The sequence below is a fragment of the Leifsonia sp. ZF2019 genome (assembly GCF_019924635.1).
In the GTDB taxonomy this organism is placed as follows: domain Bacteria; phylum Actinomycetota; class Actinomycetes; order Actinomycetales; family Microbacteriaceae; genus Leifsonia.
The window spans coordinates 3216975-3242565 of record NZ_CP065037.1; the positions used below are offsets into that span (position 1 = coordinate 3216975).

Annotated in this window: 23 protein-coding genes; 10 read left to right on the top strand and 13 right to left on the bottom strand. The window is 69.4% G+C overall.

Annotated features, from left to right (window positions below; all coding sequences use genetic code 11):
- Positions 1-88: 88 nt before the first annotated feature.
- Both sucD and sucC read right to left on the bottom strand, forming a co-directional pair.
- A complete protein-coding gene (gene sucD / locus IT072_RS15835; RefSeq protein WP_025156668.1) occupies positions 89-976 on the bottom strand; it encodes a succinate--CoA ligase subunit alpha in 888 nt (295 codons plus the stop codon).
- 14 nt (positions 977-990) lie between these two features.
- Positions 991-2154, bottom strand: coding sequence for an ADP-forming succinate--CoA ligase subunit beta (gene sucC, locus IT072_RS15840; RefSeq protein ID WP_223357811.1), 1164 nt, complete (start codon positions 2152-2154; stop codon positions 991-993).
- A 245-nt stretch (positions 2155-2399) separates the two neighbouring features.
- Here sucC and IT072_RS15845 point away from each other — a divergent pair, with 245 nt between their 5' ends.
- Positions 2400-3908 (top strand): hypothetical protein, encoded by a 1509-nt coding sequence (locus IT072_RS15845; RefSeq protein WP_223357812.1) that lies wholly within the window; start codon positions 2400-2402, stop codon positions 3906-3908.
- Positions 3909-3953: 45 nt separating this feature from the next.
- The gene (locus tag IT072_RS15850) at positions 3954-4814 is read left to right on the top strand and encodes an oxygenase MpaB family protein (RefSeq protein WP_223357813.1); all 861 of its coding nucleotides are present in this window, start codon (positions 3954-3956) and stop codon (positions 4812-4814) included.
- Here IT072_RS15850 and IT072_RS15855 read toward each other — a convergent pair.
- The 3 genes from IT072_RS15855 to IT072_RS15865 are packed head-to-tail and all read right to left on the bottom strand — an operon-like array spanning position 4811 to position 9472.
- Entirely contained in the window at positions 4811-5842 is a 1032-nt protein-coding gene (locus IT072_RS15855) for an FUSC family protein (RefSeq protein WP_223357814.1), read from the bottom strand. The two genes, IT072_RS15850 and IT072_RS15855, sit on opposite strands and share 4 nt — an antisense overlap.
- Positions 5839-8349: an ATP-dependent helicase gene (locus IT072_RS15860; RefSeq protein WP_223357815.1), complete on the bottom strand. Its 2511-nt coding sequence runs from the start codon at positions 8347-8349 to the stop codon at positions 5839-5841. The genes IT072_RS15855 and IT072_RS15860 overlap by 4 nt, the downstream gene beginning before the upstream one ends.
- Before the next feature lie 52 nt (positions 8350-8401).
- Complete coding sequence (locus tag IT072_RS15865; RefSeq protein ID WP_223357816.1) at positions 8402-9472, bottom strand: glycerophosphodiester phosphodiesterase family protein; 1071 nt, start codon at positions 9470-9472, stop codon at positions 8402-8404.
- A 64-nt stretch (positions 9473-9536) separates the two neighbouring features.
- On the opposite strand from IT072_RS15865, the gene IT072_RS15870 reads away from it, so the two are divergent.
- The gene (locus IT072_RS15870; protein ID WP_223357817.1) at positions 9537-10082 is read left to right on the top strand and encodes a hypothetical protein; all 546 of its coding nucleotides are present in this window, start codon (positions 9537-9539) and stop codon (positions 10080-10082) included.
- A 41-nt stretch (positions 10083-10123) separates the two neighbouring features.
- On the top strand, positions 10124-10921 hold the full coding sequence (locus IT072_RS15875; RefSeq protein WP_223357818.1) for a Bax inhibitor-1/YccA family protein: 798 nt from the start codon (positions 10124-10126) through the stop codon (positions 10919-10921).
- A 73-nt stretch (positions 10922-10994) separates the two neighbouring features.
- Here IT072_RS15875 and IT072_RS15880 read toward each other — a convergent pair whose 3' ends face one another.
- The 8 genes from IT072_RS15880 to IT072_RS15915 form a co-directional block, all read right to left on the bottom strand.
- Positions 10995-12158, bottom strand: coding sequence for an IS30 family transposase (locus tag IT072_RS15880; protein WP_223360928.1), 1164 nt, complete (start codon positions 12156-12158; stop codon positions 10995-10997).
- A gap of 316 nt (positions 12159-12474) precedes the next feature.
- On the bottom strand, positions 12475-14076 hold the full coding sequence (guaA, locus tag IT072_RS15885) for a glutamine-hydrolyzing GMP synthase (protein ID WP_223361002.1): 1602 nt from the start codon (positions 14074-14076) through the stop codon (positions 12475-12477).
- A 22-nt stretch (positions 14077-14098) separates the two neighbouring features.
- On the bottom strand, positions 14099-14548 hold the full coding sequence (locus IT072_RS15890) for a DUF3817 domain-containing protein (RefSeq protein ID WP_223357819.1): 450 nt from the start codon (positions 14546-14548) through the stop codon (positions 14099-14101).
- A gap of 4 nt (positions 14549-14552) precedes the next feature.
- Positions 14553-15359, bottom strand: a complete 807-nt coding sequence (locus IT072_RS15895; protein ID WP_223357820.1) for an SURF1 family protein — start codon at positions 15357-15359, stop codon at positions 14553-14555.
- Positions 15360-15416: 57 nt separating this feature from the next.
- Complete coding sequence (locus IT072_RS15900; RefSeq protein ID WP_223357821.1) at positions 15417-16802, bottom strand: cation:proton antiporter; 1386 nt, start codon at positions 16800-16802, stop codon at positions 15417-15419.
- Between the two features lie 4 nt (positions 16803-16806).
- Positions 16807-17337, bottom strand: coding sequence for a cation:proton antiporter regulatory subunit (locus IT072_RS15905; RefSeq protein WP_223357822.1), 531 nt, complete (start codon positions 17335-17337; stop codon positions 16807-16809).
- A gap of 131 nt (positions 17338-17468) precedes the next feature.
- Positions 17469-19313 (bottom strand): glycerol-3-phosphate dehydrogenase/oxidase, encoded by a 1845-nt coding sequence (locus IT072_RS15910; protein WP_223357823.1) that lies wholly within the window; start codon positions 19311-19313, stop codon positions 17469-17471.
- A 37-nt stretch (positions 19314-19350) separates the two neighbouring features.
- Positions 19351-20469 carry a GuaB3 family IMP dehydrogenase-related protein gene (locus tag IT072_RS15915; RefSeq protein WP_223361003.1) on the bottom strand — a complete coding sequence of 373 codons (1119 nt, stop codon included), beginning with the start codon at positions 20467-20469 and terminating at the stop codon, positions 19351-19353.
- Between the two features lie 77 nt (positions 20470-20546).
- On the opposite strand from IT072_RS15915, the gene IT072_RS15920 reads away from it, so the two are divergent.
- The 6 genes from IT072_RS15920 to IT072_RS15945 all read left to right on the top strand — a co-directional run bounded on the left by IT072_RS15920 (position 20547) and on the right by IT072_RS15945 (position 25577).
- Positions 20547-21692, top strand: coding sequence for a MalY/PatB family protein (locus tag IT072_RS15920; RefSeq protein ID WP_223357824.1), 1146 nt, complete (start codon positions 20547-20549; stop codon positions 21690-21692).
- A gap of 126 nt (positions 21693-21818) precedes the next feature.
- On the top strand, positions 21819-22118 hold the full coding sequence (locus tag IT072_RS15925) for a lactococcin 972 family bacteriocin (RefSeq protein ID WP_223357825.1): 300 nt from the start codon (positions 21819-21821) through the stop codon (positions 22116-22118).
- Positions 22119-22211: 93 nt separating this feature from the next.
- Positions 22212-22850 carry a hypothetical protein gene (locus IT072_RS15930; RefSeq protein WP_223357826.1) on the top strand — a complete coding sequence of 213 codons (639 nt, stop codon included), beginning with the start codon at positions 22212-22214 and terminating at the stop codon, positions 22848-22850.
- Positions 22847-23902 (top strand): peptidoglycan-binding domain-containing protein, encoded by a 1056-nt coding sequence (locus tag IT072_RS15935; RefSeq protein WP_223357827.1) that lies wholly within the window; start codon positions 22847-22849, stop codon positions 23900-23902. The genes IT072_RS15930 and IT072_RS15935 overlap by 4 nt, the downstream gene beginning before the upstream one ends.
- Positions 23899-24510: an ATP-binding cassette domain-containing protein gene (locus IT072_RS15940; RefSeq protein WP_223361004.1), complete on the top strand. Its 612-nt coding sequence runs from the start codon at positions 23899-23901 to the stop codon at positions 24508-24510. Before IT072_RS15935 ends, IT072_RS15940 begins: the two co-directional genes overlap by 4 nt.
- The gene (locus IT072_RS15945; protein ID WP_223357828.1) at positions 24507-25577 is read left to right on the top strand and encodes a hypothetical protein; all 1071 of its coding nucleotides are present in this window, start codon (positions 24507-24509) and stop codon (positions 25575-25577) included. The genes IT072_RS15940 and IT072_RS15945 overlap by 4 nt, the downstream gene beginning before the upstream one ends.
- The last annotated feature ends 14 nt before the right edge of the window (positions 25578-25591 follow it).

The window sequence follows — 25591 nt, forward strand, 5'->3', positions numbered from 1 at the left end:
GCCGCGTCAGAGGGATTCTCCGAGGCCGCCCGCACACAACGAGGCCGGACCCCTCGGGGTCCGGCCTCGTGCCGTACGGGTGTCGCGCTCAGAGAGCGGCGTAGACCTCGCGCAGCAGCGCGGCGGTCTCGGACGGCGTCTTGCCGACCTTCACGCCCGCGGCCTCCAGGGCCTCCTTCTTGGCCTGGGCGGTGCCGGCCGAGCCGGAGACGATGGCGCCTGCGTGGCCCATCGTCTTGCCCTCGGGGGCGGTGAAGCCCGCCACGTAGCCGACGACCGGCTTGGTGACGTTCGCCTTGATGAAGTCGGCCGCGCGCTCCTCCGCGTCGCCGCCGATCTCGCCGATCATGACGATCGCCTTGGTCTCCGGGTCGGCCTCGAACGCGGCGAGCGCGTCGATGTGTGTCGTCCCGATGATCGGGTCGCCGCCGATGCCGATCGCCGTCGAGAAGCCGAGGTCGCGCAGCTCGTACATCATCTGGTAGGTGAGCGTGCCCGACTTCGACACGAGCCCGATCGGGCCCTTGCCCGTGATCGTCGCCGGGGTGATGCCGACCAGCGACTCGCCCGGAGTGATGATGCCGGGGCAGTTGGGACCGATGATCCGGGTCTTGTTGCCCTTCTCCTTGGCGTACGCCCACGCCTCGGCGGAGTCCTGCACCGGGATGCCCTCGGTGATGACGACCAGGAGCGGGATCTCGGCGTCGATGGCCTCGACCATCGCGTCCTTGGCGAACGCCGGGGGGACGAAGATGATCGACACGTCCGCGCCGGTCTTCTCGATCGCCTCGACGACGGTGCCGAAGACCGGCAGCTCGACATCCCCGTGCGTGACGGTGGTGCCGGCCTTGCGGGCGTTCACGCCACCGACGACGTTCGTGCCCGCCTTCAGCATCAGCGCGGTGTGCTTGGTGCCCTCACCGCCGGTGATGCCCTGGACGATGACCTTCGAGTCCTTGTTGAGGAAGATAGACATTCTGTATCGCGCCCTTACTTCGCAGCCAGCTCGGCGGCCTTGTCGGCGCCTTCGTCCATGGTGAGTGCGAGGGTCACCAGCGGGTGGTTCGCCTCGGTGAGGATGCGGCGGCCCTCGTCGACGTTGTTGCCGTCGAGGCGGACGACCAGCGGCTTGTTCGCCTCGGTTCCGAGGATCTCGAGCGCTTTGACGATGCCGTTCGCGACGGCGTCGCAGGCGGTGATGCCGCCGAAGACGTTCACGAACACGCTCTTGACCTGCGGGTCGCCCAGGATGACGTCCAGGCCGGCCGCCATGACCTCGGCCGACGCCCCGCCGCCGATGTCGAGGAAGTTGGCGGGCTTGACGCCCTTGTGGTTCTCACCGGCGTAGGCGACGACGTCGAGCGTCGACATGACGAGGCCTGCGCCGTTTCCGATGATGCCGACCTCGCCGTCGAGCTTGACGTAGTTGAGGTCGGACGCCTTGGCCTTGGCCTCGAGCGGGTCGGCGGCGTCCTTGTCCTCGAGCGCCTCGTGCTCGGGGTGGCGGAACGACGCATTCTCGTCGAGGGTGACCTTGCCGTCGAGGGCGATGATGTCGCCCTCCTCGGTCAGGACCAGCGGGTTCACCTCGACCAGGGTCGCGTCCTCGCCGGTGTAGACGGCGTAGAGCTTCACGAACACGTCGGCGACCTTCGCGACGAGCTCGTCCGGGAAGCCGGCGGCCTTCGCGATCTCGGTGGCCTTGGCAATGTCGAGGCCGGCGCCCGGGTCGACCTCGATGCGCGCGAGCGCCTCCGGCTTCTCGACGGCGAGCTGCTCGATCTCCATGCCGCCCTCGACGCTGGTCAGCGACAGGTAGGAGCGGTTGGCCCGGTCGAGGAGCACCGAGAAGTAGAACTCGCGGGCGATGCGGGCGCCACCGGCGACCATCACGCGGCGGACCACGTGCCCCTTGATGTCCAGACCCAGGATGGCCTTGGCGGCCTCCTCGGCCTCGTCCGGCGTCTTCGCGACCTTGACGCCGCCCGCCTTGCCGCGACCGCCGACCTTGACCTGCGCCTTCACCACGGTGACGCCGCCGAGCTTCTCGGCGGCCGCTCGCACGTCCTCCGGGGTGTCTGCGACGATGCCCGGCAGGACCGGGACACCGTACTTCTCAAACAGGTCTCTGGCCTGGTACTCGTATAGATCCACCGTTATCCAATCCGCTGCTGGGCCGGGCTCGCTGTGGCGTTCCCGGTTGTCATCTGCTGGGCGGTCGGCGCGAGAGAATAGCTCGACGCCGAGATAAATTCGCCAGTGAGAACCTTAGCGCGTCCGGCTGTGCGTCCCGTAAACGGGAGGCATCGCGTTCTCCCCAGCACGGGTGCTCGATCGTGTTCTCCACGGATCGCACGGAGGCGTCCTCGCGCCCGTCCCGCCCGGCGAGGGTGGAGGCCATGACTCAACGGATCACACGACTCATGACCGCGACGGCGCTGGCGGGGCTCGCCGTCTTCCTCGGCGTCCTGCAGGCCCTCGCACCCTCCTCCGCCGCACAGGCGCTCAGCGGTGCGGGGCACGGGCCGGGTTACCTCTCCTCAGACGGCTGGTGGCTCGGCACCTACCGGCTCGACGATGGCGCCCAGGGCTTCTGCCTCCACGCCGGTCGCCTGAGCCCGACCGGTCACCCGCTGGAGTACGCCGACGGTGCGGCGCTGGGCTGGTTCAGCACGGAAGAGTCTGCGCGCTTGGCCTACATCTCCCGCACCTGGGCAGGCACGGACGACCGCCTCACCGCCGCCGCCGGGCAGATCGCGACCTGGATGGTCGCCGGCCTCGGCGGGCGCACGCCCGAGGCCTACGCCGCGCGAGCAGGAGCCGACGCCGGCTCGGTGCTGGCACTGGCCCACGCGATGGTCGAGGAATCCGCGCGTGAGGCGACGACCTCCGTCCGCGCCGAGGCCGTGGTCGAGCTCGCGGAGACCGGACCAGGACGGGTTCGGGTCGACGTCACCGCCGAGCGGCTGTCCGGCGCCGAGCTCCTCCCCGCCGCCGCCCATTCCGCTGTCGTGCAGCTCGTCGGCGCGCGCTTCGCCGACGGCGCCACGACGGCGACCGTCGAGACCGGCCGTGACGTCCCGATCGTCCCCGACGGGCAGGAGGCGAGCGTGTCCGTGACGGCGACGGCATCGCTGGACGGCCTGCCGTACGGCACCGGGTTGCGCGTCGCCGTATCGCCGAACGGCGAGGTGCAGTCCCTCCTCATGGCCGTCCCGGCGGCGACGTCGGCGAGCGCCGGAGCCAGCACCGCCGGGCCGTCGCCGCTGCCGTTCCAGCCCCGCGTCGAGACCACGACGAGCGCGGCCGTCGCGACGGTCGGGGACTCCATCACCGACATCATGAACGTGTCGGTCGACAGCGGCGACGGCCTGCTTCCGGCGTGGGGCGTGCGCGCATCGGACGACGGCTTCATCCCGATCGAGGTGACGATCGTCAGCAGCCTGCTCGGCCCCTTCTCCGAACCGATCGTCCGCGCGGAGCGCTCCCCCGCGGATGCCCCCGTCGTCTGCACCGTCGAGACCGCCGTCGACGGCACGGGAACCTACCAGACACCCGCGTGCGTCCTTCCCGCTCCCGGGTACTACGTCTGGGTGGAGAGGATCGATCCGGAGCGCACGGAGCCCGCACTCGGCGGAGCCCGTGTGCTGCCGTGGAGCTCGCCGTTCGGGGTGGCGAGCGAGATCACGCGGGCGGAGGCGCCGGCCGTGCCGTCCCCCGCCGCACCGGCCGCTGCTCCGACCGCGGCGGAGCTCGCCGACACCGGCGCCGCGCCGGGTGTCGTCCTCGGCGGGGGTCTCGCGGGAATCGCTGCGACCGCCGCGGGTGTGGTCGCGCTCGCGACGGGCGCACGGTCCAGGCGCAGCAGCTCTCGCCACCACGAGCTCGGACGGGTGCGGGGAGCATGATCGGCCGTTGCGCTCTCTCGCAGCCGGGCACGGCAGGATGGCCGCGTGAGGAACGACTTCCACCGCGGGCCGACCACGCGACCGCCGGTCGATCTGCGGACGATCGGCGCCGAGGCGCTGCCGCTGGTGGGCGGCGGCCGGGCGCTTCTGCTGCAGGTGGCGCATCCGGCGGTCGGCCGCGGCGTGCTGGAGCACAGCGACTTCGCGGAGAGGGCGATGGACCGCCTTCACGCCACGATGACCTTCATGTACGCGGCCACGTTCGCGACGCCGGAGGAGTTCGCCGTCGTGCGACGCCGGGTGAACAAGGCCCACGCCCCGGTGCGCGCCGAGGCCGCCGAGGGGGCGCCGGCCTACAACGCCTACGACCCGCAGCTCCAGCTGTGGGTGGCGGCCACGCTTTACGAGACCATGACGCAGCTCTACGAGCGCGTCTTCGGAAGGCTCGCGGACGACGAGCGGGAGAGGGTCTACCAGGAGTACACCCGGCTCGGCGCCAACCTCCAGGTCCCGCCGTCCAGTTGGCCACCGACACGCGCCGCCTTCGACGACTACTGGCAGGCGATGATCGAACGCCTCGCTGTGAGCGATGGCACGCGAGAGCTCGCGCGGCAGATCCTCTACCCGCGGAACGTCCCGTCGTGGATGCGTGTGTTTCTGCCCGACATCCGGCTCGTGACCGCGGGACTGCTGCCGGCCGAGGTGCGAGAGCAGTACCGGCTGCCGTGGGACGCGGACCGTGCGCACCGGTACGAGCGCTGGATGCACCGGCTGGCACGCTGGTACCCACGCGTCCCCCGCTTCCTCCGTACTGCGCCACGCGACGACTATCTGCGGCGGGTCCGCCGCCTGGTGAAGGAGGACCGGGCGGAGCGCGCCCGACGGTCAGGGACGTCCCCGGCCTAGGCCGCGAGGCCGCGAGCGCGCTCGACGCCGCGGGCGAGGAGCACGAGCACGATGCCGATCCCGGCGCCGAGCACCGTCTCGAGCACCCGGTCGCCGACCAGAGCCGCGAGCGGAGCGGGGCTCGCGAGATGCGACACGGCGAGCGCCATCGGTGTGATGAAGACCAGCGCGGAGCCGTAGTGGCGCCCGACGAGGATCTCGGCGAAGAACTGGCACACGACGATCGCCAGGATCACGACGAGAGCCGGCGGCGACCAGAACAGGAGCGCGGCCGCCACCACGACGCCGGCGACCGTCCCGACGATGCGGTGCAGCGAGCGCGAGATCGAATGGGCCGCGCGGGCGGGCGGGATCACCGCCACCAGGCTGACGACGGCCCAGTACGCATGCCCGAGACCGAAGGCCAGAGCGATCCCCCCGGCGATGAGCACGCCGACGACATTCTGGGCGACGGTCAACCACACGCGCGGGTCCCGGAGCACAGTGGCGTCCGCGCGCGGATGCCGGTTCAGCTCCTTCAGCAGGGTCCAGCGGCGGCCGCCCGCCAGGCGCCGGACCAGCCATCCGGACATCGTCAGGAGCCACGAGAACACGGCCACGATCACGGCGAGACCGATCCGCGGCCAGGCATCGGCCGCAGTGGTCGGGATGTTGGCGCAGACGAGCAGGGCGAAGACGAAGAACAGCGGCTGCGAGGGCAGCAGCTGGAGCGCGGTGACGAACAGGGTCCCCCCGCCGACGACCAGCACCAACGCCGCCGCAAGAAGGGGCAGAGGCTCGCCGAGGACGGCGATCAGGACCCCGAGTGCGATGCTGGCGACGAGCACGACCCCGGCGGCGGACACGCTCCGCAGGCGCAGCCGGTACTGCTCGTTCCGCCCGTACAGGGCGGTGAAGGCGCCGAACGTCGCGTACGCGGCGAGGTCCAGTCGCCCGACGGCCCACAGGACCAGCAGCGGAACGGCGACGGCCGTCGCGGCACGGAATCCGACTTCGATGCTCGTCGAGGCGAGCCCGGAAGCCTTCACAGCTTGTCGATAGGGGCGATCTTGATGAGGAGCTTCTTCGCGCCCACCTTCTCGAACTGGACGTGCGCGACGCGCTTGGCGCCCTCCCCCGTGACGGCGGTGACGCGGCCCTCACCGAAATCGGTGTGCGAGATGCGATCGCCGGGGGCGAGCTCGAGGTCGCCGTTGTCGCGCACCTTGCCCGTCACGCGATTCGGCCACTCGGCCTTGGGCCGCTCCGGCGCCGAGAAACCTCCCGACCCGAAGCTCTCGCTCCAGCGGGACCCCGAACCGGAGCCGAGACCGGGCTTGCGCGCATTGAGAGCCCGCGACTGCGTGCCGCCGCGGCCGTTCGCCGAGCCGGGAGACTGCCGCCACTCCACCAGATCGGCTGGGATCTCTTGCAGGTAGCGGCTCGGCATGGCGACGGCGGTCTCACCGAACTGCGCGCGGGTCATCGCGAGCGACAGGAACAGACGCTTCTTGGCGCGCGTGATGCCCACGTAGAAGAGCCGCCGCTCCTCGGCGGGGCCGCCCGGCTCGTTCGCCGACATCCGGTGCGGCAGGAGGTCCTCCTCCACCCCGGTGAGGAACACGGCGTCGTATTCGAGACCCTTCGCCGTGTGCAACGTCATCAGCGAGACGGAGCCGCTCGAGTCGTCGATCTCGTCCGCCGCCGCGACGAGCGACACCTCCGTGAGGAAGTCGACCAGGGTGCCGTCGGGATTGTTGCGCGCGAACTCGCGCGTCACCGCGACGAGCTCCTCCACGTTCTCCGCACGCGCTTCGTCCTGCGGGTCACGGCTGTTGCGCAGCACCTCGAGCAGGCCGCTGCCGTCGAGCAGGAAGAGGAGCACGTCCGCCACCGGCGAGACACCCGCCGGGTTCGCAGGGTCCGTCTTCGCCGACGCCTCGTCGAGCAGCGCCGAGAGCTGCAGGATCGCCGCGGTGACCTTGGGGCCGAGACCGAGCGAACCCGCATCGCGCATGGCCTCGCGGAACGTCATGCCGTTGTCCTCGGCGTAGCTCGCGAGCTGGGTCTCCGTCGCGGGGCCGATGCCGCGCTTGGGAGTGTTCAGGATGCGGCGCAGCGCGAGCGTGTCCTGCGGGTTGGCGACGGTGATCAGATACGCCATCGCGTCCTTGATCTCGGCCCGCTCGTAGAACTTCGTGCCGCCCATCACCTTGTACGGGAGGGCGGAGCGGATGAAGATCTCCTCCAGCGCACGGGTCTGGGCGTTCGTCCGGTAGAACACGGCGATGTCTTTGTACGCCATGCCCGCGCCGTGCAGCTTCTCGATCTCGTCCGCGACGAACTGCGCCTCGTCGTGCCCGGAGTAGCCCGTGTAGCCGACGATCTTCTCGCCGTCGCCCACCGCGGTCCACAGATTCTTGTCTTTGCGGTCGAAGTTGTTCGCGATGACGGCGTTGGCCGCGCTCAGGATGTTCTGCGTCGACCGGTAGTTCTGCTCGAGCAGCACGACCTTGGCCCCCGGGAAGTCGCGCTCGAACTCGACGATGTTGCGGATGTCGGCGCCGCGGAACGCGTAGATCGACTGGTCGGAGTCGCCGACCACCGTCAGCGAGGCGCCGGGGACGACACCGGCGGCGTCGCGCATGCGCTCGATGTGGTGCCCCTGCGCCTCCAGGTCGTCGGCGATGTCCGGTGCGATCGGCATCGTCAGCTCACGGATCAGCGAGTACTGCGCGTGGTTCGTGTCCTGGTACTCGTCGACCAGGATGTGCCGGAACCGGCGCTGGTAGAGGGCGGCCACCTTCGGGAACGCACGGAACAGGAACACCGTCTCGGCGATGAGGTCGTCGAAGTCGAAGGCGTTGGCGGTGCGCAGTGCGCGGGTGTACTGGCGGAAGATCTCGAGGAACATCACCTCCTGCGGGTCGCTCAGGTTCGCCGACCGCGCGAAGGCCTCGATGTCCGTGAGCTCGTTCTTGAGCTTCGAGATGCGGTTCGCGGCACCGGCGACCGTGAAGCCCAGAGCGTCGGCCGAGAGTTCCTTGATGATCCGTTTCAGGAGGGCACGCGAGTCACCGGAGTCGTAGATGGTGAAGCTCTGCGTCTTGCCGATGGTCTCGGCCTCGCGGCGGAGGATGCGCACGCACGCAGAATGGAAGGTGGAGATCCACATCCCCTGCGCCTTGCCGCCGAGCAGTCCCTCGACCCGCTCCCGCATCTCGTTCGCCGCCTTGTTCGTGAACGTGATGGCGAGGATCTGACTCGGCCACGCCTCCCGCGTCTCGATGAGGCCGGCGATGCGCCGCGTGAGCACACTCGTCTTGCCGGATCCGGCCCCGGCGAGGATCAGGAGCGCGGGGCCGCGGTACTCGGCGGCGATGCGCTGCTGCGGATTGAGGCCGGCGAACAGACGGTCGTTCGCGGCGGAGGCGCCACCGCGAGCGCCCGCGTGGTCGTCGCGGCCTCCGCCGGAGCGGTCGTCGCCCTCCCAGCCGTCGAGGATGATCGGCACGGAGGAGGTGGTGCCGGAGGGGGCGTCGGGGAGGCTCGTCATGTCGCCTCCGATTTTACCCGGCTCCACCGTCATCCGCGGCGGGAGCCCGCGCTCACCGGCCGTCGCGCACGGCGACCGCCAGATCCGGATGGTCGGCGAAGACGCCGTCGACGCCGGAGTGCAGCAGGATCGAGAACAGCCTGCGCCAGTCCCCCCACTCGTCCTCACGACCGGCGGTTCGGAACTCCGCGGGCAGCATCGCGTTCTCGGGCCGCAGCGTCCAGGTGTAGACCGAGAGGCCCGCCGAGTGCGCGAGATCGACGAGGTCGGACGTGACCGCCCCGATGTCGATGCTGCCATCGTCGTCCTCGAAGAGGGAGACGGAGACCGAGCCGGAGGCGAGCACGAGTGCCGTCTCCACGCTGATGCCGTCGACACGCGCGGACGGGTCGGCCGCACCGGAGCCGAGCGCATAGAGCCCGCGCAGGGTGAGATCGGTGGCGTAGGCGGCCGCGGCCGAGCCGTGCGCGGCGACCCGGTCGGCGGGCGCGCCGGCGTCCTCGAGCAGATAGACCCGCTTGCCGGGGAACCCGCGCTCGTGCAGCTGCCGCAGGACCGTCGGCTCGAAGCTCTCGACCACGAGACCGCGGTTGTCCGTCCAACCCGCGTCCGCGAGCTCGGCGACGAGGAGCTCGTCCAGTGGCAGACCGGCCGCCGCGAAATGGGTGGCGTGCTTGATCTCGGCGACGACCCCGAGCGGGCGGCCCGCGTCGTCGGACGCGGCGTCGACCAGGTCGAGCAGGTCGCGGAAGCGCAGGATCGGATAGCGGTCGTCGAACGTCGCGCTCGCCTGCCGCACGAGAGGAAGGCGCTCACGGGCACGAAGGGTCGCGAGCTCCGCCCAGGTGAAATCCTCGGTGAACCAGCCGGTGAGCGCCTCGCCGTCGACCTCGCGGGTCGTGCGCCGGTCGGCGAACTCGGGGCGGTCGGCGACATCCGTCGTGCCCGAGATCTCGTTCTCGTGGCGCAGGACCAGCACACCGTCCTTCGACGCGACCAGGTCCGGCTCCACGGCGTCGGCTCCGAGCGCGAACGCGAGTGCATAGGCCGCGGCGGTGTGCTCGGGACGGTAACCGGGCGCACCCCGATGACCGATGACGAGAGGAGCCGGCCGAGCGCGCATGGAGCGATCCTAGCCCGCGGTCGGGGGCTGACGACGACCCCGCTGCGGATGACAGAATCGACGGGTGCCCGTCGCCGAGAGCGCTCCCCCGACCGACCGCTGGCGGGAGCCCGCGTCGCTCCTCCCCCTGCGCTGGGGGTCGTACCGCCCCCGCCTGGCGGTCGCGCTGGCGATGCTCGTCGTCGGCAGCGCCTGCGTCCTCGCGACCACCGCGTACAGCCTCCCCCTCTTGCTCGTCGGATCGCTCCTGCAGCCGGCCGCATGGGCCGTCGTCCCGTCGACGATCGGCCGCCGGGTGGCGGTCGCACTCCCCGTGCTCGGTTTCACCTGGCTCATGCTCGGCGGGTCCAGCTTCGCCTGGTGCTACGCGGTGACACTCGCGGCCTGGCTGCTGGTCCGGCTCCGCCCGCTCGTCAGCTTCGCCGTCCTCCTGCTCCCGCTGGCATCGAGTCTCGTGCTCCCCCTCTTCGTCACGACCTACGAGCAGGGCTGGATCACGATCGTCACCAGCACGGTCGTGATCGTGGCGGCCGCGTGGGTCGCCCGGGGCATCGCGGTCCGATGGGATTCAAGGCGATCTGTCAGAACTCTCAGAAACTCCACCGACTAGATTGGTCTGACGAGACCATTCCCCACAGAACGAGGAACCCCATGGCACTCACCAACCCGGCCTTCTCGACCAATCCGGCGTTCAAGGAGAACGGACAGGCCCAGACGGCCGCGACTCTGAGCGCCGAGAACCTCCAGCAGATGTATGAGGCGCCCTCGGCGACCTCCGTCCAGACGGACCGGATGACGGTCGAAGACACGATCGTCAAGACCGCGATCTGCTTCGCCTTCCTGCTCGCGGGCGCCGTCGTCGGCTGGATCGTCCCCGCGCTGGCCCTCCCCGCAGCTCTCGTCGGATTCGTCCTCGCGCTCGTCAACATCTTCAAGAAGAAGCCCAGCGCACCCCTCATCCTCGCCTACTCGGCGGTGCAGGGCGTGTTCGTCGGCGGTATCTCCTTCGTCTTCGAGGCGCAGTGGCAGTCGATCGTCATCCAGGCGGTCATCGGCACGCTGGCGGTCGTGGGCGTGACGCTCGCACTCTTCGCGTCCGGCAAGATCCGCGCCTCCAAGAAGGCCACCAAGATCTTCCTCATCGCGATGTTCGGCTACCTGGCCTACTCCCTCGTCAACGTGATCCTGATGTGGACCGGGGTGACCGGCGGCACGTTCGGTCTCAGCAGCGACGTCCGCATCTTCGGCATCCCCCTCGGCGTCGTCATCGGCATCGTGGTCGTGCTCCTCGGCGCGTACTCCCTGGTGCTCGACTTCGACGCGATCAAGCAGGGCGTCGCCAACCGCGCCCCGCGTATCTACGGCTGGTCCGGCGCGTTCGGCATCATGGTCACCGTGATCTGGCTGTACCTCGAGATCCTGCGCCTCCTCGCGATCGCGCGCGACTAGCGCCACCCGCCCCGCACGACGAAGGGCCCGGATGCCATGGCGGATTCAAGGGGTCGTCGCAACACTAAGTGAACTAAACGAGTTGTATCAGACGCTCGGCTGGGGTATCCCAGCCGAGCGTTTTGCGTGGCCGGCTGTTGAGTTTCTGGGCAACGTGTTCGAGGTCCTCCGGGCCGTGAGCGGTCAGGTCGGTGCCCTTGGGGAAGTATTGGCGCAGCAGCCCGTTAGTGTTCTCGTTCGAGCCGCGTTGCCAGGGGGACGCGGGGTCGCAGAAGTAGACCGGGACGCCGGTGGCGACCCGGAAGGCCTTGTGAGCGGCCATTTCTGCTCCCTGGTCCCAGGTCAACGACCCGCGCAGGTGTTGTGGGAGCGTGCCGATCAGTTCGACGAGGACGTCGCGGACGGCTTCGGCGGTGTGCTCGCCGGGGAGGTGGCCGAGCATCACGTAGCGGGTGGTGCGCTCTACCAGTGTGAGGATCGCGGACTGGTTGTTCGCGCCGACGATCAGGTCACCTTCCCAGTGGCCGGGGACGGCGCGGTCTTCGACCTCCGGCGGACGCTCTGAGATCATCACCATCGGATCCACGAACCGGCTGGTGCGTTGCTCGGGTGACCGGTGGGGTTTGCGGCGGGCGCGGCCGGTGCGCAACGCGTCGGCGATCTCGCGTTTGAGCCCACCGCGGGCCTGGATGTAGATCGCTTGATAGATCGTCTCCGTGCTCACCTGCATGCTCTCGTCATCTGCGTAATCACGCGACAAGACGCCGCTGATCTGCTCCGGAGACCATTGTTCCCTCAGTCGCTGGGCGACATACTCACGCAACCGTCCGGGCTGTGCGAGCTTCGCAGGTTTCGGGCGAGCTCGCTTGGTGGCGGCATCCCGATGCGCGCCGTGCGGGAGATAGAGACCGCCCTTCGAACGCGCATCGAGTTCGCGTTTGATCGTCGATGCGGGCCTGTCTAGCGCCCGTCCAATCGCCCGCAGTGTGAGCCCGGCCCGTCTGAGATCGGCGATCGTCTCCCGCTCCATAAGCGACAGGAGACGGGAGCCAACCTGCTCCGGAACCTTCGGCGGTGGACTCGTCATGGACTCCATCGTGGTGCGCCCGGTCGTGTAATCAACACGTCGCCCGTCCGAGTAAAACCGCGAATTCCGCGACTTCCTCACGCCGTAATCCCAGTCGCGGCCGGTGCGCTCGTGGATCCCGACTCGCGCCGCTGCCTCCCGGCGTGACACGCCCTCCGCCCGCAATCGGGCGAACTCCTCTCGTCCCGGGTGCGGCCTGGCCGGATACGCCTTCGCCCGGAACCCGGCCTTCCGCGCCCAACCGAACGCGGTATTCGTGTTCAACCCCAACTCACGCGCGGCAAGAGTCACACTGCCCAACGACCCCAACAACGCTAGGAACTCAGCCCGACGCCGATCCTGCTCCTCCGAAAACGACACGGTGGTCGCAACCTCCCGAAAACCGGAGTGTTGCGACCACCATTAGAACCCGCCCTCGCGGCATCCGGGCCCTTCGCGGTTCGCTCGCCATCACGGCGGCGGGAGGTCACTCCCACTCGATCGTCCCCGGCGGCTTCGACGTGACGTCGAGCACGACGCGGTTCACGCCGTCCACCTCATTGGTGATGCGGTTGGAGATCTTGGAGAGCAGGTCGTACGGCAGACGGGTCCAGTCGGCCGTCATGGCGTCCTCACTGGAGACCGGGCGGAGCACGATCGGATGACCGTAGGTGCGCCCGTCGCCCTGCACGCCCACCGAGCGGACATCGGCGAGCAGCACCACGGGGCACTGCCAGATCTCCGCGTCGAGGCCGGCGGCGGTCAGCTCGGAGCGCACGATGGCATCGGCGTCGCGCAGCAGGTCGAGACGCTCCTGCGTGACCTCTCCGACGATGCGGATGCCGAGGCCGGGACCGGGGAACGGCTGGCGGCCGACGATGACCTCCGGCAGGCCGAGCTCACGGCCGATCGCCCGCACCTCGTCCTTGAACAGGGTGCGCAGCGGCTCGACGAGCTCGAACTGGAGGTCCTCGGGGAGGCCGCCCACATTGTGGTGACTCTTGATGTTCGCGGTGCCGGTGCCGCCGCCCGACTCGACCACGTCCGGGTAGAGCGTGCCCTGGACCAGGAAGCGGATGGGGTCGCCCTCGTCGGCAGCCTCGGCGATGAGGTCGGCCTGTGCCTGCTCGAACACGCGGATGAACTCGCGACCGATGATCTTTCGCTTCGTCTCCGGGTCGCTGACGCCCGCCAGCGCGTCGAGGAACTGCTTCTGCGCGTTCACCGTCACGAGGCGGACGCCCGTGGAGGCGACGTAGTCGACCTCGACCTGCTTGGCCTCGTCCTTGCGCAGGAGGCCGTGGTCGACGAACACGCAGACGAGCTGGTCGCCGACGGCCTTGTGGACGAGGGCTGCGGCGACCGCCGAGTCGACACCGCCGGAGAGCGCGCAGAGCACACGGCCGCTGCCGACCTGTGCGCGGATCGCGGCGACCTGGTCGGCGATCACGTTGCCGCTGTTCCAGTCGGCCGGGATGCCCGCGGCACGGTGCAGGAAGTTCTCGAGCACGGCCTGGCCGTACTGGGAGTGCTTGACCTCCGGATGCCATTGCACGCCGTAGAGCTTGCGCTCCTCGTTGGCGAACGCGGCGACGGGGGTGTCATCGGTCGACGCGAGCACCTCGAAACCCTCGGGGGCGCGTGCGACCGAGTCGCCGTGGCTCATCCACGCGGTCTGCTCGTCGGGCTGGCCGGAGAGCAGGCCGTTCTCCTGCTCCGCGGCGCCGTCGACGACGCGGACCGCCGTCGAGCCGTACTCGCGGCGGCCGGTCTTGGCGACTTCGCCGCCGAGCGCGGTGGCCATCACCTGGAAGCCGTAGCAGATGCCGAGAACGGGGATGCCGAGCCCGAGGATCTCCTCGTCGAGGCGGGGTGCCCCCTCCTCGTACACGCTGGACGGTCCGCCCGAGAGCACGATGCCGGCCGGGCGCTTCGCGGCGACCTCCGCGGCCGTGACCGTGTGGGGCACGATCTCGGAGTACACGTTCGCCTCGCGCACCCGCCGCGCGATCAGCTGCGCATACTGCGCGCCGAAGTCGACGACGAGGACGGGACCGGCGGGATCGGCCGAGTCGGCCCCTCCGAGGATGTCGCTGAAAACGGGGTCGGTGCTAATTTGTCGCCTCCACGAGGTTCGCGGCCTCGGCCTCACGGCCGGCCAGATAGGTCTTGACCTGCTTGCTGATACGGATCTCCACGAAGAACGAGAGGAACGGCACGACGCCGCCGAGGGCGACCATGACGAACTTCGTGAACGGCCAGCGCATCAGACTCCACAGGCGGAAGTCGGAGAAGAGGTACACGACGTAGAGCCAGCCGTGCGCGATCAGGATGCCCGTGCTCAGGTCGACACCCGTGGGCGGCACCGGCGCATCCACCGCCACGAACGTCAGTGCGCCGTAGTTGCTGAACGCGAACAGCTCGTAGCCGAAGCCGTACTTGACGATCATCTCCGCACAGAGCAGCAGGAGCATGATGCCCGTGACGTACGCGAACACCTGATAGAACCGGAGGGCCCCGCGGATCTTCGGGAAGTCTTCGAGCTTGGGAGCGAGGGGCATGGGGCTATTCTACTTTGCCCGCGGAGGCGCCCAGCCCGGCGAGCTCCTGCTCCCGCAGCTGCTCCTCGCGCAGCTCGTCCTCCCGCTGCTTGGCGTCCTTCACCAGTCGGTACCAGAGGAAGATCGCGAAGCCGGCGAAGATGATCCACTCCGCCGCGTAGAAGATGTTGAGCCAGTTGAGCTCCGTCTGCGCGATGGGCGGCGGGGAGTAGATGGCGTCCAGCCCGTCCGATCCGCCGCGCTGCACGACGTACGCCGAGTACACGTCCATCCCGTCGACGCCGGTCCACAGGTTGTAGAGCGCGCCGATGCCGACGGTCCGCATCTGCGTCGGGTTGCTCTTGTCCTGCGGCACCTCGGGCTGCTCGTCGGGCAGGATGCGCCCGACGACGGTGACGGTGTTCGCGGGTTCGGCCGCGAGGCGCGCCAGGGCCGACTTCGCCGACGCCTCGTCGGGCGCCCAGCCGCGCGCGACCGCGAGCGCGGCCTCGGTGCCGTCGGCCTGCCGGAGGTTGAGGTGGCCGACGACCCACCAACCCGACTTCCCCTCATTGAGCCGGCCGTCCAGGAGCTGGTAGTCGCCCGGGACGAAGCTGCCCGTGAACTCGACGAGCTGGCCCACCGCCTTGTCCGTGATCGGACCGTCCGGCTTCGCCACCTCGGCGAGCGGGAGCACCGTCTCGCTCGGCGCCTCGACCGCCTTGCCCGACTCGAGCGCGCGCTCGAGCTGCCACTGGCCGAGGGCGGCGAAACCGGCTGCCAAGGCGAGCGCGAAGACGAGTGCTCCGATCCACCGGGGGCGGAGCATCATCCGGAACAGCGTGGTCTCGCCCGTCGTCGCGGGGCGAGAGGGGGTCGTGTCGATGGGTCAGTCCCGCTTTCGGTCGCCGCTCGTGTCTTCTTGTCCTGCGGCCTGCTGCTGCATGGCCTGCTCGACGATCCGGTCGACAGCCGCGCGCGTGTGGTCGGCGCTCGTGTCGTCGCGGCGCGCATCGGAGTCGAGGTCGGCGGTGGCGGCCTCGACGAGGGCGATCTCCTCGTCGAGCATGGGATCGCGCTTCTTCTTCCGGTCGCGTCGCTTCGACTTCTTCCCGGTCCGTAGGATCATCGCACCGATCCGCTCGGAGTTCGCTGCGAGGATCGGCCCGAGGATCGCCATGATGAGCACGTAGAGACCGGCGAACGGCTGGATGCGCTCGTCGAGGCCCGCGCTGAGCGACAGCGTCGCGAGGATGAGCGCGAACTCCCCCCGGTTCTGCAGGATCACGGTCGTGTTGATGCCCGCCTGGGCCCCCATCCCGTTGAGGCGAGCCACGAACTGCCCGGCGAGGATGTTGAGCACGATCGTCATGGCGACGGCGATCAGCACCGGCCCCAGCACCGACGGGAACTTGGCCGGGTCGAGCTCGAGACCGAAGTTCAGGAAGAAGAAGGCCGCGAACACGTCGCGCAGCGGGATGGCGATGTGCTCGATCTTGTTGCGGTACTTGGTCGCGCCGAGGACGAGCCCGATCAGGAAGGCGCCGATCGCGTCGGTGACGCCGAGGATCTCCCCGACGCCGGCGAAGAGCACCGCAAGACCGAAGAAGAGGATCGTGAAGAGCTCGTCGTCCTTCGTCCGGAACAGCCGGGAGACGAATCTGCCGCCCCATCGCGCGAGCGTGAACATCACGACGAGGAACGTGAAGGCGATGACGAGTTTGAGGACCACGGGCCAGAAGTCGGTCTCCCCGCTCAACACGACGGAGACGATGGCGAGGTAGATCGCGATGAAGATGTCCTCGACGACGGTCACGCCGAGGATCATCGGCGTCTCGGTGTTGGGCAGTCGTCGCAGCTCGATGAGCAGTTTCGTCACGATGGCCGACGACGACGTCGCCGTGATCCCCGCGATGATCAGGGCCTCGCGGGTTCCCCAGCCGACCCAGAAGCCGAACGCGAGCCCGACGCCCATGTTGATGAGAATGTAGGAGCCGCCGGAGATGATCAGCTTGCCGAAGTTGCCGAAGAACTCGTCCTGGTCGAATTCGAGGCCCAGATTGAACAGCAGCAGGATCAGTCCGAAGACGGCGATCAGCTCGATGTAGTGGCTCTCGAAGTCGAGCGGGAACCATCCGGTGTGCGGGCTGGCCAGCAGCCCGACGATCATGTAGATGGGAATCGCGGGGAGACCCACCAGCTTGCCGAGGCGCCCGAGCACGTACGCGACGAGCAGCAGGAGGCCGAGAATGATGAGATCTTCTCCGAGATGCATCGGATCAGCCTCCCGGCGGAGCGTCGGCGGTCACGCGGGCGGGCATCTCGCCGGTGCGGAAGAAGGCGAACGCCTTCGCCACCTTCTCCGGGGTGCCCGCGACGACGAGGGTGTCGCCGGGGAAGACCTTGAAGTCGGGCGCGGGAGCCGGGTTCGCGGAGTCCCCGCGCACGACGGCGACGACCGTGAGGCCGACGAAGCCGCGGTCACCGGGGGCGCCGAGCTGCTGGCCGGCGATGTGGTCCTCGTAGTCGACCGTGAACCAGTCGATGCTGAGGCCGGGGATCTGGTCGAGCGCGGTGAGCGACTCGGTGATCTGGGTGCCGCCGAGCAGTTCCGCCAGCGTGTGCGCCTCGTCCTCGTTGAGACGGAGCGACACCTTGGTGACGTCGGCGCCGTCCTCGTGGTCCGAGAACGTGATGAGGTCGCTGTGCCCCGAGCGGTGCGCGATGACGCCGACCTTGCCGCCATCGTCGGTCACGAAGGTGTGGAGCACCCCGACCCCGGGTAGTTTGACCCGTCGAACGTCAACCATCGTCCGTCTCCGATCCGTCTGAGGCGATACCTCCAGCCTACCGGAGGCGTTCCCGGAGCACGGCCGGAGTCGCGGAGAGCGAACGCGGAGACGCGCGCCGCCCCCTCGGCGCGAGGGGGCGACGCATCGCCTCAGGCTTTCGCGGTGCCGCCTCTCGCCGCACCGGGCTTCGGCGCCCGGGTGCGGGACGGCTTGGCCGACGGCGCGGCCGCCACCGCCGCGGCCGCTGCTTTGTCGACATCCACGATGTCCGGAGCCTCGAGACGCACCCGGTCCGCCGACGCGTCGTCGGGCTGGAGCTGGCTCTCGCGCTCGGCGATGACGCGCTTGAGGTAGGTCTGCACCTCGCGCTCCTCGCGGGCGGCGTCCCAGCCGAGCACCTTCGCCATCAGCGACGCAGCGACCGGAGCGGCGGAGACACCGCGGTCCCAGGCCTCGATCGAGATGCGGGTGCGGCGGGCGAGCACGTCCTCCAGGTGGAGGGCGCCCTCGTGCGTTGCCGCGTAGACGACCTCCGCTCCCACGTAGTCGTCCGCACCGGGGAGCGGCTCGGCGAGGGAGCGGTCCGAGCGGATGAGCGCGAGGATGTCCTCCGTCAGTGTCCCGTACCGGTTGAGGAAGTGCTCGATCCGCGCAGGGTGGAGGTCGTTCTCCGCGGCGATCCGGCCGCGGCGGTTCCAGGCCGCCTGGTAGCCCTCGGCACCCACGAGCGCGATCTCGTCGGTGGTGCTCTGCGGGATCTTGCCGTCGAGCGCGTCGACGGCGGCGTCGATCGCATCCTTCGCCATGATGCGGTAGGTCGTCCATTTGCCGCCCGCGATGACGACGAGCCCCGGCACCGAGTGCGCCACGAGGTGCTCGCGCGACAGCTTCGACGTCTGCTCGGACTCGCCCGCGAGCAGCGGCCGGAGGCCGGCGTAGACACCCTCGACATCCTCGCGGGTCAGCGGGACGTTCAGCACCTCGTTGACGTGGGCGAGCAGGTAGTCGATGTCGGCCGCGGTCGCCGCGGGATGCGCCTTGTCGAGGTGCCAGTCGGTGTCGGTCGTGCCGATGAGCCAGTGGCGACCCCACGGGATGACGAAGAGCACGCTCTTCTCCGTGCGCAGCAGCAGCCCCATCTTCGACTGGAAGCGGTCGCGCGGCACGACGAGGTGGATGCCTTTGGACGCGCGCACCTTGAACTGACCGCGCTCCCCCACCATCGACTGCGTGTCATCGGTCCAGACGCCCGTCGCGTTGACGACCTGCTTGGCACGGATCTCGAACCGCTCGTCCGTCTCGAGGTCGCGCGCCTGCACGCCGACCACGCGCTCCCCCACTTTGAGGAATCCCTCGACCCGCACCCGGGGCGCGATGTGAGCGCCGTAGTGGGCGGCGGTGCGCGCGAGATTGGCGACGTAGCGGGCGTCGTCGACTTGCGCGTCGTAGTAGGTGATGCCGCCCACGAGTGCGTCGGGGGCCATGCTCGGGATCGCCTTCAGCACCTGACGGCGGCTGAGGTGACGGTGGTGCGGCACGCCCGGCGGGCGCAGACCCGTGTACGAGAAGATGTCGTACAGCATCATGCCGGCGCCGATGTAGAGGCGCTCGAACACGCGCTTGTGCAGCGGGTAGAGGAAGCGGACGGGCTTCACGAGGTGCGGCGCGATGCGCTGCAGCAGCAGGCCGCGCTCGATCAGGGCCTCCCGGACCAGACCGAAGTCGAGCTGTTCGAGGTAGCGGATGCCGCCGTGCACCAGCTTGGACGACCGGCTCGACGTGCCGGCGGCGAAATCGCGCGCCTCCACCAGACCGACCGAGAGACCGCGGGTGACGGCGTCGACGGCGCTGCCGGTGCCGACGATGCCGCCGCCGACCACGAGGATGTCGAGCTCGGTCTCCTTCAGCGCCGCGATCGCCGCGGCGCGCTCGGCCGGGCCGAGCCGTGACGGATACGCCACAGCAGGGTCGGACGTGGATCGTGATTCAACCATCGTTGCCTCCCTCTCCCGGCCGCCATCGGCCGCGGGTCTAGTGCGCTTGGTACGGTGCGACGACCACCTCGACGCGCTGGAACTCCTTCAGGTCCGAGTATCCCGTCGTCGCCATGCTCCGGCGCAAGGCTCCCACCAGATTCGCAGTCCCCTCGGCGACGGGCGCCGGGCCGTACAGGATCTCCTCGAGCGGGGCGACCTGACCGACCTGCACGCGGTTGCCGCGCGGGAGGTGGGGGTGGTGCGCCTCGGCGCCCCAGTGCCAGCCGCCGCCGGGGGCGTCGGTCGCTCGCGCCAGAGTGGAGCCGAGCATGACCGCGTCCGCGCCGCAGGCGATGGCCTTGACGATGTCTCCGGAGCTGCCGAGGCCGCCGTCGGCGATGACGTGGACGTAGCGGCCGCCCGACTCGTCCATGTAGTCGCGGCGCGCGCCGGCGACGTCGGCGACCGCGGTCGCCATCGGCGCGTGGATGCCGAGGGTGGAGCGCGTGGTGGAGGCCGCGCCGCCGCCGAAGCCGACCAGGACGCCCGCAGCGCCGGTGCGCATGAGGTGCAGGGCCGCCGTGTAGGTGGCCGCGCCGCCGACGATCACCGGGACGTCCAGTTCGTAGATGAACTTCTTGAGATTGAGCGGCTCGACGCTCTTCGAGACGTGCTCGGCCGAGACGGTGGTGCCGCGGATGACGAAGAGGTCGACGCCGGCGGCGACGACGGTCTCGTAGAGGTCCTGCGTGCGCTGCGGCGAGAGAGCGCCGGCGACAGTGACACCGGCCTCGCGGATCTCCGCCAGACGCTGGGTCACCAGCTCGGGCTTGATCGGCTCCGCGTAGATCTCCTGCATGCGCGAAGTGGCCTTCGCAGGGGGCAGCTCGCGGATCTCGGCGAGCAGCGGCTCCGGATCCTCGTAGCGCGTCCAGAGACCCTCGAGGTCGAGCACGCCGAGGCCGCCGAGCTGGCCCATCATGATCGCCGTGGTGGGCGACACCACCGAGTCCATCGGGGCCGCGAGGAACGGGATGGAGAACTGGTACGCGTCGATGCCCCAGGACACCGACACATCCTCCGGGTCGCGGGTGCGCCGGCTGGGCACCACCGCGATGTCGTCGAAGGCGTACACGCGGCGGGCGCGCTTGGCACGCCCGATCTCAATCTCCATGCTCACCTCCCCAGTCTATGGCCCACCCTCCCGCGGGCGGCCTGCCGCCTCCCCGCCGGGACTGGCAGAGTGGAGGGATGAAGGTCGACGCCGAGCCCCTGGACCGCCTCCGCCAGCGCACCAGCGAGAAGTGGCGCGCCTATCCCGACGACGTGCTTCCGCTGTTCGTGGCCGAAATGGACTACCCGCTCGCCGAACCGATCGCCGCCGCCCTGCACGCCGCGGTCGACCGCTCCGACACCGGGTACGTCGGACCGCAGCGCGGCATGGAGACGGCCTTCGCCGAGCACGCGCGCGAGCGCTGGGGCTGGGCCGTCGATCAGGCGCAGGTGCGCACGTCCACCGACATCGGCGTCGTCGTCGTGGAGGCGCTCCGCCGGCTGATAGCGCCCGGCGACCCGGTGATCATCACGCCGCCGGTGTATCCGCCGTTCTTCTCGTACGTCCCGGAGGCCGGCGGCGTGGTGGAGGAGGTCCCGCTCGTCGACGACGGCAGCACCTGGTCGCTCGACCTGGCCGGCATCGAGCGCGCCTTCGCGGGCGGCGCACGCGCCCTGCTGCTGTGCAACCCGCACAACCCGCTCGGACTGGTGCACCCGCCCGAGCAGCTGCGCGTGGTGGCGGAACTGGCGGAGCGCTACGGCGCGAGCGTCGTCAGCGACGAGGTGCACGCGTCGCTCACGCATCGCGATGCGGAATTCACCCCGTTCCTCCACGTCTCCGACGCCGCACGCCGCGTCGGCATCGCCGCCCACGCCGCGAGCAAGGCCTGGAACCTGGCCGGCCTCAAGTGCGCCTTCTTCGTGACCGCGGGTGAGGAGCAGGCCGCGCTCGTCCGCGGCCTGCCCGTCGAGATCGAGGAGCGCACGAGCCTGTTCGGCCGCATCGCGGCCGAAGCCGCCTACCGCGAGGGGATGCCGTGGCTCGAGGGTGCGCTCGATGCGGTCGAGGCCAACCGCGTGCTGCTCGCCGACCTCCTCGCCTCGCACGTCCCCGAGGCGCTCTACCGGCAGCCGCACGCCAGCTATCTGGCCTGGATCGACCTGCGCGCACTCGGCTGGGGCGACGACCCGGCCCAGCGCATCCTCGCCGAGACGAAGGTCGCGCTGGGCAACGGGCCGGCGTTCGGCCGCGAAGGCCGCGGCTTCGCGCGCGTCAACCTGGCCTGCTCGCCGGAGGTGCTGACCGAGGCGGTGACACGGATCGGGCAGATGCGACACTGACACCGCGATACCGAAGTAAAAATATCAGAATTGTTTAAATAGAGTTCTACAGCTAGCGTGTCACTGGGGCACTCATCGTCCCTCCTCGCCAGACAGAGCCGTCTGGACCACGAAAGGGAGAACGACATGCGACTGAAGAAATCACTCATCGCGACCGCGCTGGCCGCTGGAGCCTTGACCGGGGGCTCCCTGCTCTCGGCGGCTCCCGCCAATGCGTACGTCAGCTACCCGGAGGGAGGTACCTGGGACTACGGCAACTCGGGTTCGACGTGGTCGCACTACCACCACCCGAGCAAGGTTCACCGTTCGACGGCGTGCAACTCATACACCTGTTTGCGGTCTGCGGACGCGGGGCGCGGCTCGTGGTCACGGGCCACCGTCGCGTGGACCGTGACCGGAAACACTTGGTACTACTACAACTACTGAGCGGGCACGGGGTGGTGGGTCGTCGCGGATCCGCCACCCCTCGCGCCGCTCGAGAAGCCGACTGCTGCTGCACGATCGACCACCGGTGAACACATGACCTCCACGACACGTTCCACATCGCTCCTCGGGGCCGCCTTCCTCACCGTCGCGCTCAGCCTGTCCGGCTGTTCGCAGCCGCCCCCATCTGCACCACCCGCCTCCGGGCACGGCGGATCGGCCGGTCAGGATCTCGCGGGACCGTGGTCGGACGAGTTCGCCTCCGTATCCCGTCGAGCGACGACCGACTTCGAGCGCACGGCCCTGGCGGACGGCCGAATCTCCGACGCCGAATTCGCCGAGATGGAGAATCGCTTCACGACGTGTCTCACCGAACGCAACGTGACGTTCGGCGGCTTCAAGCCCGGAGGCGGCTACGAGTTCCGGCCCGGCGCGGCCATGTCCACGGAGAAGGCCAACACGATCGCAGATGACTGCTCTGCGAGCTCCGGCCTGAACACGATCGGCTACCTGTACTTCGCGATGCAACGGAATCCGCAGAACCTCGACGAAGCGCGACTCATGGCAGCGTGCCTGGTCGAGAAGAAGGCCGTGCCCGCCGGATACTCGGCCGCGGACTACGATTGCGACTCGCCTGACCTGACCTATCCGTTCATCAGCGATTCGGCGGGTGATCACGCGCTGGACGAGTGCAGCGCAGATCCGCTCGGAATCCTCGGCACGGGAGACGAATGAGCCGACGTCTGCTCTCGAGGATCACTCTGCTGTCCGTGATCGGGATCGTGCTCTTCGCGGGGGGAGCGTGCGCGGCGTGGCTCTGGTTCTCCCCGGCCGTTCCCGCTTCTCTCGCCGGACCGTCGGCGGCAGCCGAAGCTCCCATCGCCTACCGCGATTTCACGGATCCCCGCACGGTTTCGCTCGCTTTCACTTCTCACCCCGAGAGCCCGCTGGTGTCGGAAGCGTCGGGACGGCTCACGGCGTCGTCATGCTCCCCCGGAACGACCGTCGAGTCCGGTCTCCCTTTCGCGTCGATGAACGGCGAGCCCCTGATCGCTCTGGCGACCAGCGCGCCGTTGTGGAGGGACCTCGCAGCAGGCGACAGAGGCGACGACGTGCGCTCGCTTCAAGCCGAACTCACCAGGCTCGGTTTTCCTGTGACGAACGACGGCGCGGTCGGGACGCAGACCCTCGCGGCGGTCGCGAAACTCTTCGCCCGAGCGGGTGACGATGCCCTCCCGGCGACGACGATCTCCACCGCCCGATTCGTCTGGCTTCCGACCCCCGCGACGACGATCCTGGCCTGCGACGCCCACGTCGGTGAGTCGTTGGGAGTAGGCGGAACGCTCGCGACGGCGGTCGGCGGACTCGCCTCGGTCTCCATCGTCCCGTTGCCTCGAGACCTCGTCGACGGCGCACGGACTCTCACGGTCGATGAGGTGACCGTCCCGGTCGACCGCGCGGGGGACGTCACGGCCACCGAAGCCTTGTCGGCACTGGCCGGCACTCCGTCATACGCGTCCGCCACAGCCTCTTCGCGCGAGACGGGGTCCGCCAGCGAGGCGATCTCCGGTCAGCTCGCGCTGGAGGCTCCTGTAGAAATCGCCACGGTCCCGCCGACCGCTGTCCATTCGGTACGAGGGAACAGTGGATGCCTCTCCTCGCGCGGGACGGGATATCCGGTGACGATCGTCGGCTCCCAGCTCGGTCAGACGTTCGTGCGGTTCGCGGGGGAAGCACGCCCGACCTCAGCCGACCTCTCACCGACGGGCGACTCCGCGTGCTCGTGACCTTGGAGGGCGTCGGCCACCGTTTCGGCGAGGCCGGGTGGTTGTTCCGGGGCCTGGACTTCCAGTTTCATCCGGGCGAGACATATGCCCTCACCGGGCCCTCCAGCTCAGGCAAGAGCACACTCCTTTCGCTGTTGGCGCGACTCGCTCGGCCGTGCGAGGGACGCATCCGATTCGACGGTGTGCACCGGGTGAACTGGGTCTTCCAGAATCCGTTCGGGTCCGCACGTCGCACCGCCCTCGACCACGTCACGCTTCCACTGCTCACTCGCGGCGCGTCGATGCGGTCCGCCGAGCGTCAGGCCCACGACCTGCTTGCACGGTTCGAACTCGCGGAGGTCGCCCAGCGACCGTTCGGAGAGCTGTCGGGCGGCGAGGCGCAGCGGTTGATGCTCGCTCGGGGCCTGGCCTCGCAGCCGGACCTGCTCCTGATCGACGAGCCGACGGCGCAGCTGGATGCGTACAACGCGGAACGAGTGGACGCGGCCATCGCGGCGACGGCGGAGAGCGACGTGATCGTGATCGTGGCGACCCATGATCCGCGCACCACGGCGAGGTGCAGTGTCCGGCTCGACCTCCGGTCCCTTCCCGGCGGAAGGGCGCGATGAGGCTCGGTGCGATCCTCCGCGAAGCGGCCCGGGACATCGCGACCGGAACGACCCGCTTCGCAGGGTTCAGCATCCTTCTGGCGATCGCGATCTCCGGACTGGTCTCCGCCGACGGGATCGCGATCGCGCGACAGATCGCGGAGGCCGAGGACTTCCGCGAAGCGGGTGGGTCCACGCAGATCCTGACCGCCGAAGGACGCATCGATCCGGCGCAATGCGAGAGGCTTGGCGACCTCCCCGACGTGGTCGCGTCCGGTGCGCTTCGATCGGACGCCGACAAGGTGAGAGTCAGCGTCCTCCCGAATGCCCCGGTGCCGTCTTTCGAGGTTTCACCGGGGTTCGCCGACGTCCTGTCGGCGCGGTCCGGCAACCGATCGGGCACACTGATCTCGCGTGATCTGGCCTTGGACGTCGGAGCGCAGGTCGGAGAATCGATCGCGACGGACCGAGGCTCGATGACCGTCGCATCGACGTTCGCCTATCCCTCGGACGGACGGCGACCGGGTTTGGGATACGCCGTCCTCTCCATCACGGCCGACCCGGGCGGATTCGACGAATGCTGGGTCACGGCGTGGCCGCAGCTGACGAATGTTCGAGCGCTTCTCTTCGGCACCATGACTCCCGGGTCAGACCCCGCCTCGAAGCCGCAGATCTCGCAGCTGAACACGTCCCACGGCCTGTCCGTCGCCGGCGAGGCCGGATTCTTGGGACGACTGACACGCGCCGCCGTGCCGGTGGCAGCGATGGTCGGAGTCGGACTCGGGTTCGTCAGCGTTCGGCTGCGGCGCCTGCAGCTGGCATCGGCACTCCACGCGGGGGTACGGCGAGTCGACCTTATCTCGACCCAGCTGCTCCAAGCACTTGCCTGGGCTTCGTCCGCCGCGGTCATCGGTCTCGCGCTCGCCGGCGTCACCGCGTCATTCGTCCCGGGGGAGGATCAGGGCGCCGTCTTCGAAGCCGTCTCCGGTATCCCCCTCGCGGCCGCCGTCGGAGCCGTCGGCGGCGCCTTTGTCGCGACGCTGAGCGCACGGGAGAAGCAGCTCTACCGCTACTTCGCAGAGCGGTGACACGGATCGGGCGG